Below are 14,702 nucleotides of genomic sequence, written 5' to 3'. Positions count from 1 at the left end.
CCCGCACCCAGCTTGTCCTTCCACGCCGCCGACGCCCACCGCTTGCTCGTCGACTCCGCGAACACATGGAACGCACCCGCCGCCGACCCCATATAGGTCGGCGAACCGAACACGATCGCGTCCGCCTCGTCCAACACCCGCCACTCCTCCTCCGACATCGCGTCGACCCGGACCAGCTCGACCTCCGCACCGGCCTCCACAGCACCACTCCTCACCGCCTCCGCAAGACGATCGGTATGCCCGAACCCGGAGAAATAGGCAACGGCGATACGAGGCTTCTTGGACATGGGGGATCCCTCCCGGGGAACGGGGACAAGGAGACAGGGGCCTGGAGGCCTGTGGGCCAGGAGACCCGGGGACTGGGGAAGACGGCGGGCCGAAGACCGAAGTGCGGCCGCCGGAAGGGCCGTTCAGGCGGCGATGCGCTCGGTCTCGAGGCGGAAGTCCTGCGCCGCGTAGTCCTTGCGGGCCAGTTCGATCGCCTCGTCCATGCTCATGACGGGTGTGAGGTCGAACAGTTCACAGATCTGCGTCAGGCGCTCCGGCATCGTGCCCCGGACGAGGTGGTACGGGATCTCCAGCTCGTCGAGCGTCTCCAGCAGCTTCTTGTCGATCGTGGCGCGGAAGCCCTCGTTCATCGGCCGGTGGCCGTCCGAGGCGATCGGCAGCTCGTGTTCGAGGTGCACATAGGCGTCGTAGGTGCTCTTCACATGGGCCTTGAGCGCGATGGCGTACTGGTCGACCACCTTGGCGAAGAACTCCATCTCCGCCTCCTGCACGGCGGCCAGCCCACCCGCGTTCTCCGCGGTCGCGTTGGGGTTCATCCCGTGCATGACGCGCCCCGCGCCGTAGAGCCACTCCTGGAGGGAGGAGCCGTCGGAGATGAAGTGGTCGCCGAGCAGACCTTCCGCCACCGCGCGTCCGGTGTGCCGCCGCAGCATCAGCTGGAGGAACTCGGCCGGTGTGACCTGCGACAGGGCCTTGCCGGGCACCGCCTCGGGGAGGATCTCGCGGATCGTGCGGGCCAGGGTGCGCGGGACGCCGGTGTAGCGGGACAGCGTCATGACCGTGGACGTCTTGCCGGCCGAGTACGTACCTGAGATAGCGATCTTCACGCCCTGATGGCCTTTCGGTCGAAGACAAGTTGAGGACAGCCGGGGCAACGGGCACGGCCGAGGCGGCCGAGGACGATCCCCGCCATCCAACCTGTTGGTTGGTAGAACCCTTGCATATGCATCGAACGGGCGTCAACCAACCAGTTGTTTGGTAATAGGGTGTTCACATGGCAGGAAGCACCGAAGAAACCAAGCGCCGACTCCTGGACGCCGCGCGAGTGGAGTTCAGCAGCTACGGCATCGCCGGAGCCCGGGTGAACCGCATCGCGGAGCGCGCAGGCGTCAACAAGGAGCGCATCTACGGGCACTTCCAGAGCAAGGAGGGGCTGTTCAAGGCGGTCATCGCCGAGGCGATGGCCGAACTGGTCCGGGAGGTACGCCCGGGCGAGGGATCAATCGGCGACTACGTGGGCCGCATCTTCGACTACCACCGCAACGACCCGACACTGCTGCGACTGCTCATGTTCGAAGGACTGCAAGAGGGATACGTCGGTACCTACGACGTCTCCGAGCGGGCTTCCTGGTACGCGGGCGCGGCCCAGGCGCTGGCCTCGGCGACCGACCGCCCGGTGGACGACGGCGGACGCCTGCTGCTGACACTGATCGGACTGGGCGCCTGGCCCATGGCCATGCCGCAGCTGAGCCGGCTCTGCCAGGAGGCCACGGGTGAGGCCGAGGACATGGCGTCGCTCAGGGACTTCCTCGTCACCTTCGCGGAACGCGGCGCCACGACAGCCACCGCACCCGGCACCACGCCACCACAGCCCTGACCCGGGGCACCCCCCGCGCCCGACCGGCCGCCGGCCCCGGAGACGGCCTCCGTCTCCGGCCCGGTCTCGATGAGGACCGCCGACATACTCCCCCTACTCCCCCCAGGGTCCCTCTCGTCACCCTGCGATACTTCGCGCTTCTACGAACTTGGGAACGCGATCGACGGTAATGAGGCCTCGGCCGGCCGCGCAAGCGTTCACCGCCCTACCTGACGGACTCGCGTTCGGATCCTCTCCGCCGGGCCCCACGACGCCGGCGCCCCCCGCGAGAAACCGCCGGAACGCCGTCCGACCTGCCGCTCCGCCGGCCGCTCACCGGACCCCGGGCGTTCCCGTACGCGTCCGCCGCACCCCGGAAGAGCGTCTCCGCGCCGGGCGGGCCGTCAGGTTTCGGCCATTCCTCGTCACCGGACACCCTGGACCGGACCACCGCGCACCCACCGCGCACCCCGCCCGGTCCACTACGCACCGTGACCACGGGGCCACTCCGGCCGACCCATGCCCCGGACCTCCCCGACCCCGCCCGACCTTGAGACCTTCCTCACAACGATGACCGAGGCCGCCTCGGGGTGACGCCGAGACAACCCTCACATCAGGACAGGGCCGGGCATACGAGAAGAGGCGGCTCGATGAGTATCGAGCCGCCTCTTCGACGGTGCGCGAGGGGGGAGTTGAACCCCCACGCCCTTGCGGGCACTGGAACCTGAATCCAGCGCGTCTGCCTATTCCGCCACCCGCGCATTGGGTGTGTCCTCGGGCTTGTGGGCTTTTCGGCCCGGCGCCTTCCGACATGCAGAAGATTAGCACGATGGGCAGGGTGCGTTCACATCCCTTGTTCCGGGGCACGTGTGACCGGGGAATCCATCGGCGGCCCGTAGGTCTCGGCTACGACCGGTTCACGTATCAACCTCGTACCTATGGCCGTCGTCTCCCCCGGAGCAGGACGAGGTCCACAGTCAGGTGCGGGACACTGGTCCTCGGCCGCCTCTACGATCCTGGGCAGAAAACAGGTACGGAAGCAGGTGAGGAAGAGGGTCGTCGACACCTGTCGACGGGGCCGACAGGGGGAACCAGCCGATTCACCCGCGCGTGGATACGATCAGTAAGCAGTACCAGGTAAGCAGCGCAGGCAGCAGGACACGGGACGCAGGTCACGACGGAGGAGGTGCCCCATGGGAGTCCTGAAGAAATTCGAGCAGCGTCTCGAGGGTCTGGTCAACGGCACCTTCGCCAAGGTCTTCAAGTCCGAGGTCCAGCCCGTCGAGATCGCGGGAGCGCTCCAGCGGGAGTGCGACAACAACGCGACCATCTGGAACCGGGACCGCACCGTCGTCCCCAACGACTTCATCGTGGAGCTGAGCGCGCCGGACCACGAGCGCCTCAGCCCCTACTCCGGCCAGCTCGGCGACGAGCTCGCCGGCATGGTGCGCGACTACGCCAAGCAGCAGCGCTACACCTTCATGGGCCCGATCAAGGTCAACCTCGAGAAGGCGGACGACCTCGACACCGGCCTGTACCGGGTGCGCAGCCGTACGCTCGCCTCCTCCAGCAGCCAGCAGGCGCCCGCGGCGCCCGCCGGAGGCGCCCAGCGTCCCGGCGGCTACGGCTACCCTCCCACCGGTGCCGCGGGCGCGCCTCCCATGCCGGCCGCACCGCCGTCCGGCGGGGCGGGCCGTCCCGGCGGCTACGGCTACCCGCCCGCCGCGGGTGCCCAGCGCACCGGCGCGGCAGGCGGCGGCCTGGCCGGCGCGCCGCAGCCCGGCTCGCGGGCCCGCCACTGGATCGAGATCAACGGCACCCGCCACCAGATCTCCCGCGGATCGCTCGTCCTGGGCCGTTCCACCGAGGCCGACGTGCGGATCGACGACCCCGGCGTGTCCCGCCGGCACTGTGAGATCCGCACCGGATCGCCCTCGACGATCCAGGATCTCGGCTCCACCAACGGCATCGTGGTGGACGGACAGCACACCACCCGCGCTACGCTCCGCGACGGCTCGCGGATCGTCGTGGGCAGCACCACCGTTATCTATAGGCAAGCCGAAGGGTGAAGCGGGGGCAATGTCAGAGCTGACCCTCACGGTCATGCGGCTGGGTTTCCTGGCCGTACTGTGGCTGTTCGTGATCGTGGCCGTGCAGGTCATCCGCAGCGACCTGTTCGGTACGCGCGTCACCCAGCGCGGTGCCCGCCGGGAGAGCGCCCGGCCGCAGACGGACCGGCGCCAGCAGGCGCCTCCGCAGCAGCGCCAGCAGCCCGCCGCCGGCGGCCGCCGGGGCCGCAACGCCCCGTCCAAGCTCGTCGTGTCCGAGGGAACCCTCACCGGCACGACCGTCGCGCTCCAGGGCCAGACCATCTCCCTGGGCCGGGCGCACGACAGCACGATCGTGCTGGACGACGACTACGCCTCCAGCCGTCATGCCAGGATCTACCCGGACCGCGACGGCCAGTGGATCGTCGAGGACCTTGGCTCCACCAACGGCACGTACCTCGACCGAACGCGGCTGACGACTCCCACACCGATCCCGCTGGGCGCGCCGATCCGCATCGGCAAGACCGTCATCGAGCTGCGGAAGTAGTGCTACATCATGAGTGAGCGCGAGCGGAGCGAGCACGCCACGGTGGCCGGCACCCCGGGCCCCGGCGCGCTCCCGACCGGAGGGTGGGCAGTGTGGCTCGACACGACCGGCTGTACCCGGGGCCGACGGGCGAGGTGCGCATGAGTCTGTCACTGCGCTTCGCCGCCGGATCGCACAAGGGCATGATCCGCGAGGGCAACGAGGACTCCGGGTACGCCGGGCCCCGCCTGCTCGCCATCGCCGACGGCATGGGCGGCGCCGCCGCCGGTGAGGTCGCCTCCTCCGAGGCCATCTCCACCATCGTCGCCCTCGACGACGACGTGCCCGGCTCCGACGTGCTCACCTCGCTCGGCACCGCCGTCCAGCGGGCCAACGACCAGCTGCGCTCCCTGGTCGAGGAGGACCCCCAGCTGGAAGGCATGGGGACCACCCTGACCGCGCTGCTGTGGACGGGCCAGCGGCTCGGGCTCGTGCACGTCGGCGACTCGCGCGCCTATCTCCTGCGGGACGGCGTCCTCACCCAGATCACCCAGGACCACACCTGGGTGCAGCGGCTGGTCGACGAGGGCCGGATCACCGAGGAAGAGGCCACCACCCACCCCCAGCGCTCCCTGCTGATGCGGGCCCTGGGCAGCGGCGAGCATGTCGAGCCCGACCTGTCGATCCGCGAGGTCCGGGCCGGCGACCGCTACCTGATCTGCTCCGACGGCCTCTCCGGCGTGGTGTCCCACCAGACGCTGGAGGACACCCTCGCCAGCTACCAGGGCCCGCAGGAGACCGTCCAGAACCTCATCGAGCTGGCGCTGCGCGGCGGCGGGCCCGACAACATCACCGTGATCGTCGCGGACGTCCTCGACCTGGACACCGGCGACACCCTCGCCGGACAGCTCTCCGACACCCCGGTCGTGGTCGGCGCCGTCGCCGAGAACCAGAACCAGCTGCACGACAACGGCATCATGCAGACCCCGGCCGGCCGCGCCGCGGGCCTCGGCCGGCGCCGTCACGGACAGGGCGGGGGCGGCGAGTTCGGCCCGCCCGGCTCCGGCGACGTCACCGGCTTCATCCCCACCGACGGATTCGGCGACTACACGGACGAAGACTTCGTGAAGCCGCGCAAGGGCCGCAAGTGGCTGAAGAGATCCCTCTACAGCGCCCTCACCCTCGCCGTCATCGGCGGCGGCCTGTACGGCGGCTGGCGCTGGACGCAGACCCAGTACTACGTCGGCACCAACGGCGAGCACCTCGCGCTGTACCGGGGCATCAGCCAGGACCTGGCCTGGGTCTCGCTCTCGAAGGTCGAGAAGGACCACCCCGAGATCGAACTCAAGTACCTGCCGCAGTACCAGCAGAAGCAGGTCGAGGCGACCATCCCCGAGGGCAGCCTGAACAGCGCCCGGCAGAAGATCGAGGAACTGTCCGTGCAGGCGTCCGCGTGCAAGAAGCAGACGCAGGCCGACACGGCCGAGAAAACGGCCGCCTCCCCGTCGTCCGGGTCGGGCCAGGCCGGCGGAACCACGGGAACCACTCCCGTGTCCCTCACGTCCAAGGCATCACCGAGCCCGACCCCGAACCCGAGCCAGCCGTCGGGTTCGTCGTCCCCGTCCCCGTCCGCGACCGCCACTCCCAACCCCGGCCCCACTCTCTCGGAGGAAGAGCAGAAGGTCGTCTCGCGGTGCGGTGAGCAGTAGGCAAGCCGTGAGAGGCCCTGTCACACCATGAGCAGTACGAACACGTCGAACACGCCGACGCACCACACGTCCACGATCGGCTCGATCGGTACTCCGAGCCGGCGCAACACCGAGCTGGCGCTCCTGGTGTTCGCCGTCCTGATCCCGGTCTTCGCCTACGCCAACGTGGGCCTCGCGATCAACGAGGAGGTGCCGTCCGGCCTCCTGAGCTACGGCCTCGGCCTCGGCCTGCTGGCCGGCGTCGCCCATCTGGTCGTCCGCAAGTTCGCGCCGTACGCCGACCCGCTGCTGCTGCCGCTGGCCACGCTGCTGAACGGACTCGGGCTCGTCGCCATCTGGCGGCTGGACCAGTCCAAGCTGCTCCAGTCCATCGAGCAGGCCGGTACCGCCGCGCCCCGCCAGCTGCTGTACACGGCGATGGGCATCGCGCTCTTCATCGTGGTGCTGATCTTCCTCAAGGACCACCGCGTCCTTCAGCGCTACACCTACATCTCCATGGTCGGCGCGGTCTTCCTGCTGCTGCTCCCGCTGGTGCCGGGTCTCGGCCAGAACATCTACGGCGCCAAGATCTGGATCTCCGTCGCCGGCTTCTCCATCCAGCCCGGTGAGTTCGCCAAGATCGTCCTGGCGATCTTCTTCGCCGGCTATCTGATGGTGAAGCGCGACGCGCTCGCCCTGGCCAGCCGCCGCTTCCTCGGCCTCTACCTGCCGCGCGGCCGCGACCTGGGCCCGATCCTGGTCGTCTGGTTCATCTCGATCCTCATCCTGGTCTTCGAGACGGACCTCGGCACCTCGCTGCTGTTCTTCGGAATGTTCGTCATCATGCTGTACGTCGCCACCGAGCGGACCAGCTGGATCGTCTTCGGTCTGCTGATGTCCGCGGGCGGCGCGGTCGGCGTGGCCAGCTTCGAATCGCACGTGCAGCAGCGTGTCCAGGCCTGGCTCGACCCGATGAAGGAGTACACGCTCTCCCGCGCGGGCCAGGTCGGCCACTCCGAGCAGGCCATGCAGGCGCTGTGGGCGTTCGGCTCCGGCGGCACCCTGGGCACCGGCTGGGGCCAGGGCCACTCCGAGCTGATCCGCTTCGCCGCCAACTCCGACTTCATCCTCGCCACCTTCGGCGAGGAGCTGGGCCTGGCCGGCATCATGGCGCTCCTGCTGCTGTACGGCCTGATCGTCGAACGCGGTGTGCGCACCGCGCTCGCCGCCCGCGACCCATTCGGCAAGCTGCTCGCCATCGGCCTCTCCGGCGCCTTCGCCCTCCAGGTGTTCGTCGTCGCCGGCGGTGTGATGGGCCTCATCCCGCTCACCGGTATGACGATGCCGTTCCTGGCGTACGGCGGTTCCTCCGTCATCGCCAACTGGGCCCTGATCGGCATCCTGATCAGGATCAGCGACACCGCGCGGCGCCCGGCCCCGGCCCCCGCCTCCAACCCCGACGCCGAGATGACCCAGGTGGTCCGCCCGTCATGAACAAGCCCCTGCGCCGGATCGCGATCTTCTGCGGACTCCTGATCCTCACCCTGCTCATCCGCGACAACTGGCTCCAGTACGCCAAGGCCGACGACCTGGCCGGCGACGACGAGAACCGCCGCGTCAACATCGCCCGCTACGCGACCCCGCGCGGCGACATCATCGTCGACGGCAAGGCCATCACGGGCTCCGTGGAGTCCAGCAGCGGCGACTTCAAGTACAAGCGCACCTGGACGAACGGCGCCATGTGGGCGCCGGTCACCGGCTACTCGTCGCAGGCGTTCGGCGCCAACCAGCTGGAGAAGCTGGAGGACGGCATCCTCACCGGCAACGACGACCGGCTCTTCTTCCGCAACACGCTCGACATGATCACGGGCAAGAAGAAGCAGGGCGGCGCCGTCGTCACCACCCTCAACGCCGCCGCGCAGAAGGCCGCGTACGAGGGGCTGGGCAACAAGAAGGGCGCCGTCGCCGCGATCGAGCCGTCCACCGGCAAGATCCTCGCGCTGGTCTCCACGCCGTCGTACGACCCGTCGAAGTTCGCCGGCACCTCCGGCTCGGACGAGAAGGCGTGGAAGGCGGTGCAGAAGGAGAACAACGAGGACAACCCGATGCTGAACCGCGCGCTCCGCGAGACCTACCCGCCGGGCTCCACCTTCAAGGTGGTCACGGCCGCGGCCGCGCTGGAGAACGGCGAGGTGTCCGGGATCGACGACGCCACCAAGACGCCGGACCCCTACCAGCTGCCGCAGACCACCACGGACCTCACCAACGAGCACGGTGAGTGCAAGAACGCGAGCCTGCGGTACGCGCTCATGGTCTCCTGCAACACCGTCTTCGCGAAGATGGCCGACAACGTCGGCAACGAGAAGATGATCGACCAGGCGGAGAAGTTCGGCTTCAACAACGACGAGCTGGACACCCCGGTCCGCGCGGCCGAGTCCATCTACCCCGAGGACAACGCCCCGCAGAACGCCATGGACGGCATCGGCCAGGCGTCCAACCGGGCCACCCCGCTCCAGATGGCGATGATCGCCTCGGCGGTCGCCAACGACGGCAAGCTGATGAAGCCGTACATGGTCGACCAGCTCAGGGCCGCGAACCTGGACACCATCGAGACGACCGAGCCGCAGGAGCTCTCCCAGGCCGTCTCCTCGGAAACCGCGCAGAAACTCCAGAAGATGATGGAGACCGTGGTCAACGATCCGCAGGGCACCGGTGGCAACGCCAAGATCTCGGGCGCGACCGTCGGCGGCAAGACCGGTACCGCGCAGCACGGCCTGAACAACAGTGAGAAGCCGTACGCCTGGTTCATCTCGTACGCCATGGTCGACGGCAACTCGCCGGTGGCCGTCGCCGTGGTCGTGGAGGACGGTTCCGCCGTCCGCGACGACATCAGCGGCGGCGGGCTCGCGGCCCCGATCGCGAAGGACGTGATGAAGGCAGTCATCGACAGTAAGAAGTGACCCCCATCACGTTGCCTTCACATCGGTGCACGTTGCGATACCGGTCCTGCATCAGGTGACGGGCTTGGCCAGGTCACACAGCGCCGTCCGGGTACGGTATGCCCGGACGGCAGCCTTCGACCGCACACGTGTGCCGGTCGGGACCGACGGAGAGGGCTGGTAGGTAGCTATGGAAGAGCCGCGTCGCCTCGGCGGCCGGTACGAGCTGGGCCATGTGCTCGGCCGTGGTGGCATGGCCGAGGTCTATCTCGCGCATGACATCCGCCTCGGCCGCACCGTGGCGGTGAAGACGCTGCGCGTGGACCTCGCGCGCGACCCTTCCTTCCAGGCCCGGTTCCGCCGCGAGGCCCAGTCGGCCGCCTCACTGAACCACCCGGCGATCGTCGCGGTCTACGACACCGGCGAGGACTACATGGACGGGGTCTCGATCCCGTACATCGTCATGGAGTACGTCGACGGGTCCACCCTGCGTGAGCTGCTCCACTCCGGCCGCAAGCTGCTGCCGGAGCGCACGCTGGAGATGACGATCGGCATCCTCCAGGCGCTGGAGTACTCGCACAGAGCCGGCATCGTCCACCGTGACATCAAGCCCGCGAACGTCATGCTGACGCGCAACGGCCAGGTCAAGGTCATGGACTTCGGCATCGCGCGCGCCATGGGCGACTCCGGGATGACGATGACCCAGACGTCTGCGGTCATCGGCACGGCCCAGTACCTCTCGCCGGAGCAGGCGAAGGGCGAGCAGGTCGACGCGCGGTCGGACCTCTACTCGACGGGCTGTCTGCTCTACGAGCTGCTGACGGTCCGCCCGCCGTTCGTGGGCGACTCCCCGGTGGCCGTGGCCTACCAGCACGTGCGGGAGGAGCCGCAGCCGCCGAGCGTGTTCGACCCCGAGATCACGCCGGAGATGGACGCGATCGTCCTCAAGGCACTGGTCAAGGACCCGAACTACCGCTACCAGTCGGCCGACGAGATGCGTGTCGACATCGAGGCCTGCCTCGACGGCCAGCCGGTCGGGGCGACGGCGGCGATGGGCTCGGTCGGCTACGCCGGCTACGGCGACGACCAGGCCACCACGGCCCTGCGCTCCGCGGACGCCGGCGCCACGTCGATGCTGCCGCCCATGAGCCCGGACGACAGCGGTTACGGCTACGACGACCGCCCGGACCGGCGCCGCCAGAAGAAGTCGAACACCTCGACGATCCTGCTGGTGGTGGCCGCGGTCCTGGTGCTGGTCGGCGCGATCCTGATCGGCAAGTGGGCGTTCAGCGGCAAGGCGGACGACAAACCGTTCGCGGTGCCGACCCTCGTCGGCCAGCCCCTGGCCCAGGCCAAGACAATGGCCGAGAACGTGGACCTGACGGTCACGACCACCGAGAAACCCTGCGAGGACCAGCCCAAGGGCAACGTCTGCGAGCAGGATCCGAAGGTGGGCGCCAAGGTCAACAAGGGCGACACCGTCAAGCTGGTGGTCTCGACCGGGGCGCCGAAGGTGGCCGTCCCGAGTGTGCTCGGCAAGGACCAGGACGAGGCCAAGCAGATCCTGGAGGACGACAAGTACCAGTTCGTCGTCAAGACCGAGGAGGAGATCTCCGGCGAGGAGGCCGGCACCGTCCTCGACCAGGACCCGAAGCTCGGCGAGGAGGTCGAGAAGGGTTCCACCATCACCCTGACCATCGCCAAGGCCGAGGAGAAGGCGACCGTCCCGGACGTCGCGGGCAAGTCCTGTGACGAGGCCAAGGCGCAGATGCAGCAGAACAACCTGAGCGGCAACTGCGTCGAGGTGGACACCCAGGACCAGAACCAGGTCGGCAAGGTCATCTCGACCAGCCCGTCCATCGGTTCGCAGGCCGACAAGGGCTCCACGGTCACGATCCAGATCGGCAGGAGCAGCCAGACCCAGGTGCCCAACCTCCAGGGCCAGAGCCTGAAGGACGCCAAGAAGGCGATTCAGGACGCGGGCCTGACGGTCGGCAACATCACCGGCTCCCAGGACGACGACGCCACGGTCTTCAGCTCCGACCCCGGCGCCGGCAACACCGTGAACAAGGGCCAGGCGATCAACCTGGTCACCTTCAAGGGCGGCGGCAACAACGGGGGCAACGACAACGGAGGAATCTTCGGCTGAGGCCGGGACACTCCGCAGCACACGAGAGGGGCCCCGCCGGACACATCCGGCGGGGCCCCTCTCGTGCGGTCCGTCAGTCCAGTTCCTTCGGCGGGGTGCGGTCCGCGTCCACCTTCTGCACGCGTTCCAGCTCGCCCCACACCACGTACCGGTAGCGGCTCGTGTAGACCGGGGTGCAGGTCGTCAGGGTGATGTAGTGGCCGGCCTTCTTGGTGCCGGACTCCTCGGGGACCGCGCCCAGGACCTCGACGTTGTACTTCGACGTCTCCGGCAGCACGGCGAACACCTTGTAGACGTACCAGTCGTCCTTCGTCTCGAAGACGATCGGGTCGCCCTTCTCCAGCTTGTCGATGTTGTGGAACTTCGCGCCATGGCCGTCGCGGTGCGCGGCGAGGGTGAAGTTGCCCTTCTTGCCGCTGGTGGGGAGCGTGGCCTTGACGGGGTCGGTGTAGTAGCCGGCGACGCCGTCGTTGAGGATCTTGGTGGAGGTGCCCTTCTCGACCAGCACCTCCCCGTTGCGCATCGCCGGGACGTGCAGGAAGCCGATGCCGTCCAGGGTGTCCAGCGACCCCGGGCCGCTGTCCCCGCCGGCCCAGTTGTCGCGCACCTTGTCGCCCTGCCGGTCGGCGTGGCGGTCGGCGACGACGTTGGTCCACCACAGGGAGTAGACGACGAACAGGCCGAGCACCAGCCCGGCGGTGATGAGGAGTTCACCGAAGACGCTGACCGCCAGCGCGATCTTCCCGCCCCTGCGGCGCGGCGGCGCCGGTGCCGGTACGGGCGCGTCGGTGTGCTCCGCGTTGTCGGTGTCGTCGGTGGTCGCTGCCACGATTCTCTGCCCTTACTCGAAGCCCTTGCGCAGGGCCCATATCCAAGGCTCTTACTGGACGAGCGCGTCGGGCTTGCCCTTGCTGCGCGGCCGTTCCTCGACCATCTTGCCCCAGACGATCAGCCGATACTTGCTGGTGAACTCCGGCGTACAGGTGGTGAGTGTGATGTAGCGGCCCGGCCCGGTGAATCCGGCGCCCGCCGGGACGGGGTCGAGGACGCTGGTGTTGCTGGGCGAGGTCACCGGCAGGATCGACGCCATCTTGTAGACGAAGTACTCGTTCTGCGTCTCGACGACGATGGAGTCGCCCTTCTCGAGCCGGTTGATGTACCGGAACGGTTCGCCATGGGTGTTGCGGTGTCCCGCGAGCCCGAAGTTGCCGGTCTTGTCCTCGGGCATGGCGGTCTTCAGCGCGTCCTCGCCGTAGTGCCCGACCATGCCCTTGTCGAGCACCTTCTTGTTGCTGACGCCCTCGGCGATGGGCACCACCACGTCCAGCTTGGGGATGTGCAGGATGGCGAAGCCCTGTCCGGGCGAGAAGGTGCCCGGGTTGCCCTTGCCGCTCGCCCAGTCGTCCTGGAGGCTGTCGGCCTCCTGGCTGGCCTGCGCGTGCGCGCGGACGTTCGTCCACCACAGCTGGTAGGTGACGAACAGCAGCATCAGCACACCGGTGGTGATGAAGACCTCGCCGACCGCCCGGCTCGCGACGACCGCCGCGCTCGGCTTCCGTGCCCGCTGACGCCTGCGGGCCTCCACCCGGGACAGGGGCCGCTCGCCCTGCGACGGCATGTCCGGCGCGTCGTCCGCAGCCGCGGGTGCGCCCCCATGGCGCCCACGACGGCCCTTGGCCGCCTTTCTGCGGGCCGCCCGGCCGCCCGAGGCGGATCCGGTTGCCCCAGGGGCCGTTGGGGCGCCAGAAGCCGATATGGGCCCGCCGTTGAACGCGGCCGGCGGTGGCTCCGGGATCCGCAGCGCCACCGTCTCCTCGTCGGGAGGCGGCAGGTACGACTCCTGCCCGTACGGCTGCCCGCCGTACGGATCACCGCCGAAGGACTCGTACGGCGCGGTGCCGTACGCGTCCTCGCGCTCGGGGCGCAGCGCGGTCACGCCGTGGCCCTGCCCACCACCGGGGCGAGCCCCGCCGACCTCGCCACCGCGCCCTGGTCGCCGCACTCCACCAGCCAGTTGGCCAGCATCCGGTGCCCGTGTTCGGTGAGCACCGACTCCGGGTGGAACTGCACGCCCTCGACGGGCAGTTCACGGTGGCGCAGGCCCATGATGATCCCGTCGTGGGTGCGGGCCGTGACCTCCAGCTCGGCCGGGACCGTGGCCGGCTCGGCGGCCAGTGAGTGGTACCGGGTGGCCGTGAAGGGGGACGGCAGTCCGGCGAAGACGCCCTTGCCCTCGTGCTCCACCGGCGAGGTCTTGCCGTGCAGGAGTTCCGGCGCCCGGTCGACCACTCCGCCGTACGCCACCTGCATGGACTGCATGCCCAGGCAGACGCCGAAGACGGGGACGCCGGTGGCCGCGCAGTGGCGGACCATCTCGACGCAGACCCCGGCCTCCTCGGGCGTGCCCGGACCGGGCGAGAGCAGGACGCCGTCGAAACCGTCCTGGGCGTGGGCGGTGGAGACCTCGTCGTTGCGCAGGACCTCGCACTCGGCGCCCAGTTGGTACAGGTACTGGACCAGGTTGAAGACGAAACTGTCGTAGTTGTCCACGACGAGAATGCGTGCGCTCACTGGTTGTCCACCGTCACATCGTTGAAGGGAAGCAGCGGTTCGGCCCACGGAAAGACGTACTGGAACAGGACATACACGACGGCCAGCACCAGCACGATCGAGACCAGCGCCCTCACCAAGGCGTTTCCCGGCAGATGCCGCCAGATCCAGCCGTACATGCCGTCCCTTCCGTCGCACCACGGCACCAGACTCACGCCGTACGCCACCAGACTAACGGCGCAAGGCCTTCGGTTCGCCTGCCTCCACGGGCTGCGTGGAGTCCAGGTGCGCCCAGACGATCAGCCGGTGACTGTGCCCCCATTCCGGATCGCACGTGGTCAGCGTCAGATACCGGCCCGGACGCGTATACCCCGACTTACGTGGCACAGCGCCGATCACCTCGACGTCCGAGGGCACGGTTTTGTAGGGCCCCTTGTCGATGCGATACGTGAACCAGGTCGTCCCGTCCGTCAGCACCACCGCGTCCCCCCGCCTGAGCTGGGGGAAGTCCTTGAAGGGGTCGCCGTAGGTGCGGCGGTGTCCGGCGACGGAGAAATTGCCGGTCTGCCCGAGCCGGGCGGTGCCCGCGTAGTGGCCCAGGCCCTTCTTCAGGGTGCCGGTCGCGGTGCCTTCGAGGACCGGCTTGTTCCAGGTGGAACCGAGCCGCGGGATGTACATGATCGCGAAAGGCCTGCCGCCGCGGTACGGGACCGGCCCGGGGGCGGCGCCGGTGCCGGCACCGGGGGCGCCGGCCGTGGGCCCCGCCTCCTGGTGCGCCCACTGTTCCTGGAGGACGTCGATCTGGTCGTCCATGGCGTGGTCGGCGCGGACGCCCGTCCAGAACAGCACGTAGACGACGAAGAGCACGATGACGGCGCCCACGGTGACACAGAGCTCGCTGAACGTCCTGACGATCACCCGCACCGGCGGCTCCAGTA

Annotated in this window: 14 protein-coding genes and 1 tRNA gene; 7 read left to right on the top strand and 8 right to left on the bottom strand. The window is 68.9% G+C overall.

The features are described 5' to 3' along the window. Together IE275_RS42940 and IE275_RS42935 are read right to left on the bottom strand one after the other, a co-directional pair. On the bottom strand, positions 1–287 hold a 287-nt coding region (locus IE275_RS42940), incomplete at its 3' end, for a flavodoxin family protein (RefSeq protein WP_189718140.1). Positions 288–410: 123 nt separating this feature from the next. Further along, the gene (locus IE275_RS42935) at positions 411–1,115 is read right to left on the bottom strand and encodes an AAA family ATPase (protein WP_189718139.1); all 705 of its coding nucleotides are present in this window, start codon (positions 1,113–1,115) and stop codon (positions 411–413) included. Positions 1,116–1,282: 167 nt separating this feature from the next. Here IE275_RS42935 and IE275_RS42930 point away from each other — a divergent pair, with 167 nt between their 5' ends. After that, on the top strand, positions 1,283–1,885 hold the full coding sequence (locus IE275_RS42930) for a TetR/AcrR family transcriptional regulator (protein ID WP_189718138.1): 603 nt from the start codon (positions 1,283–1,285) through the stop codon (positions 1,883–1,885). 656 nt (positions 1,886–2,541) lie between these two features. Here the strand turns inward: IE275_RS42930 and IE275_RS42925 are convergent. Beyond that, positions 2,542–2,625, bottom strand: a tRNA-Leu gene (locus IE275_RS42925). A 432-nt stretch (positions 2,626–3,057) separates the two neighbouring features. Between IE275_RS42925 and IE275_RS42920 the strand changes: the two genes are divergently transcribed. From IE275_RS42920 to pknB, 6 genes are all read left to right on the top strand, one after another. Continuing rightward, complete coding sequence (locus tag IE275_RS42920; RefSeq protein ID WP_189718137.1) at positions 3,058–3,933, top strand: FHA domain-containing protein; 876 nt, start codon at positions 3,058–3,060, stop codon at positions 3,931–3,933. A 10-nt stretch (positions 3,934–3,943) separates the two neighbouring features. Continuing rightward, on the top strand, positions 3,944–4,459 hold the full coding sequence (locus tag IE275_RS42915) for an FHA domain-containing protein FhaB/FipA (RefSeq protein WP_189718136.1): 516 nt from the start codon (positions 3,944–3,946) through the stop codon (positions 4,457–4,459). A 92-nt stretch (positions 4,460–4,551) separates the two neighbouring features. Beyond that, positions 4,552–6,147, top strand: a complete 1,596-nt coding sequence (locus IE275_RS42910; RefSeq protein ID WP_189718135.1) for a Stp1/IreP family PP2C-type Ser/Thr phosphatase — start codon at positions 4,552–4,554, stop codon at positions 6,145–6,147. A 27-nt stretch (positions 6,148–6,174) separates the two neighbouring features. Then, positions 6,175–7,620, top strand: coding sequence for an FtsW/RodA/SpoVE family cell cycle protein (locus tag IE275_RS42905; protein ID WP_189718134.1), 1,446 nt, complete (start codon positions 6,175–6,177; stop codon positions 7,618–7,620). Further along, positions 7,617–9,086, top strand: coding sequence for a peptidoglycan D,D-transpeptidase FtsI family protein (locus IE275_RS42900; protein ID WP_189718133.1), 1,470 nt, complete (start codon positions 7,617–7,619; stop codon positions 9,084–9,086). The genes IE275_RS42905 and IE275_RS42900 overlap by 4 nt, the downstream gene beginning before the upstream one ends. Positions 9,087–9,255: 169 nt before the next feature. Then, the gene (gene pknB, locus IE275_RS42895; protein WP_189718132.1) at positions 9,256–11,214 is read left to right on the top strand and encodes a Stk1 family PASTA domain-containing Ser/Thr kinase; all 1,959 of its coding nucleotides are present in this window, start codon (positions 9,256–9,258) and stop codon (positions 11,212–11,214) included. Between the two features lie 73 nt (positions 11,215–11,287). Here pknB and IE275_RS42890 read toward each other — a convergent pair whose 3' ends face one another. From IE275_RS42890 to IE275_RS42870, 5 genes are read right to left on the bottom strand one after another with little or no spacing between them, the layout of a single operon-like run. Next, a complete protein-coding gene (locus IE275_RS42890) occupies positions 11,288–12,043 on the bottom strand; it encodes a class E sortase (protein WP_189718131.1) in 756 nt (251 codons plus the stop codon). Between the two features lie 51 nt (positions 12,044–12,094). Beyond that, positions 12,095–13,150, bottom strand: coding sequence for a class E sortase (locus tag IE275_RS42885; RefSeq protein ID WP_189718130.1), 1,056 nt, complete (start codon positions 13,148–13,150; stop codon positions 12,095–12,097). Next, complete coding sequence (locus IE275_RS42880; RefSeq protein WP_189718129.1) at positions 13,147–13,785, bottom strand: aminodeoxychorismate/anthranilate synthase component II; 639 nt, start codon at positions 13,783–13,785, stop codon at positions 13,147–13,149. Before IE275_RS42880 ends, IE275_RS42885 begins: the two co-directional genes overlap by 4 nt. Next, on the bottom strand, positions 13,782–13,943 hold the full coding sequence (locus IE275_RS42875) for a hypothetical protein (RefSeq protein ID WP_189718128.1): 162 nt from the start codon (positions 13,941–13,943) through the stop codon (positions 13,782–13,784). The genes IE275_RS42880 and IE275_RS42875 overlap by 4 nt, the downstream gene beginning before the upstream one ends. A gap of 52 nt (positions 13,944–13,995) precedes the next feature. Continuing rightward, positions 13,996–14,688, bottom strand: coding sequence for a class E sortase (locus IE275_RS42870; RefSeq protein WP_189718127.1), 693 nt, complete (start codon positions 14,686–14,688; stop codon positions 13,996–13,998). Between the last annotated feature and the right edge of the window lie 14 nt (positions 14,689–14,702).

Source organism: Streptomyces phaeofaciens (assembly GCF_014648915.1).
Classification (GTDB): domain Bacteria; phylum Actinomycetota; class Actinomycetes; order Streptomycetales; family Streptomycetaceae; genus Streptomyces; species Streptomyces phaeofaciens.
Note: the sequence above shows the minus strand (reverse complement) of the source record. Positions and strands in the feature narration are given on the sequence as shown.

Bases quoted from the DNA above. Each gene is read 5' to 3' on its own strand.
- IE275_RS42930 (WP_189718138.1), top strand. From the start codon at position 1,283: ATGGCAGGAAGCACCGAAGAAACCAAGCGCCGACTCCTGGACGCCGCG.
- IE275_RS42920 (WP_189718137.1), top strand. From the start codon at position 3,058: ATGGGAGTCCTGAAGAAATTCGAGCAGCGTCTCGAGGGTCTGGTCAAC.
- IE275_RS42915 (WP_189718136.1), top strand. From the start codon at position 3,944: ATGTCAGAGCTGACCCTCACGGTCATGCGGCTGGGTTTCCTGGCCGTA.
- IE275_RS42905 (WP_189718134.1), top strand. From the start codon at position 6,175: ATGAGCAGTACGAACACGTCGAACACGCCGACGCACCACACGTCCACG.
- IE275_RS42900 (WP_189718133.1), top strand. From the start codon at position 7,617: ATGAACAAGCCCCTGCGCCGGATCGCGATCTTCTGCGGACTCCTGATC.
- pknB (WP_189718132.1), top strand. From the start codon at position 9,256: ATGGAAGAGCCGCGTCGCCTCGGCGGCCGGTACGAGCTGGGCCATGTG.
- IE275_RS42875 (WP_189718128.1), bottom strand. From the start codon at position 13,943: ATGTACGGCTGGATCTGGCGGCATCTGCCGGGAAACGCCTTGGTGAGG.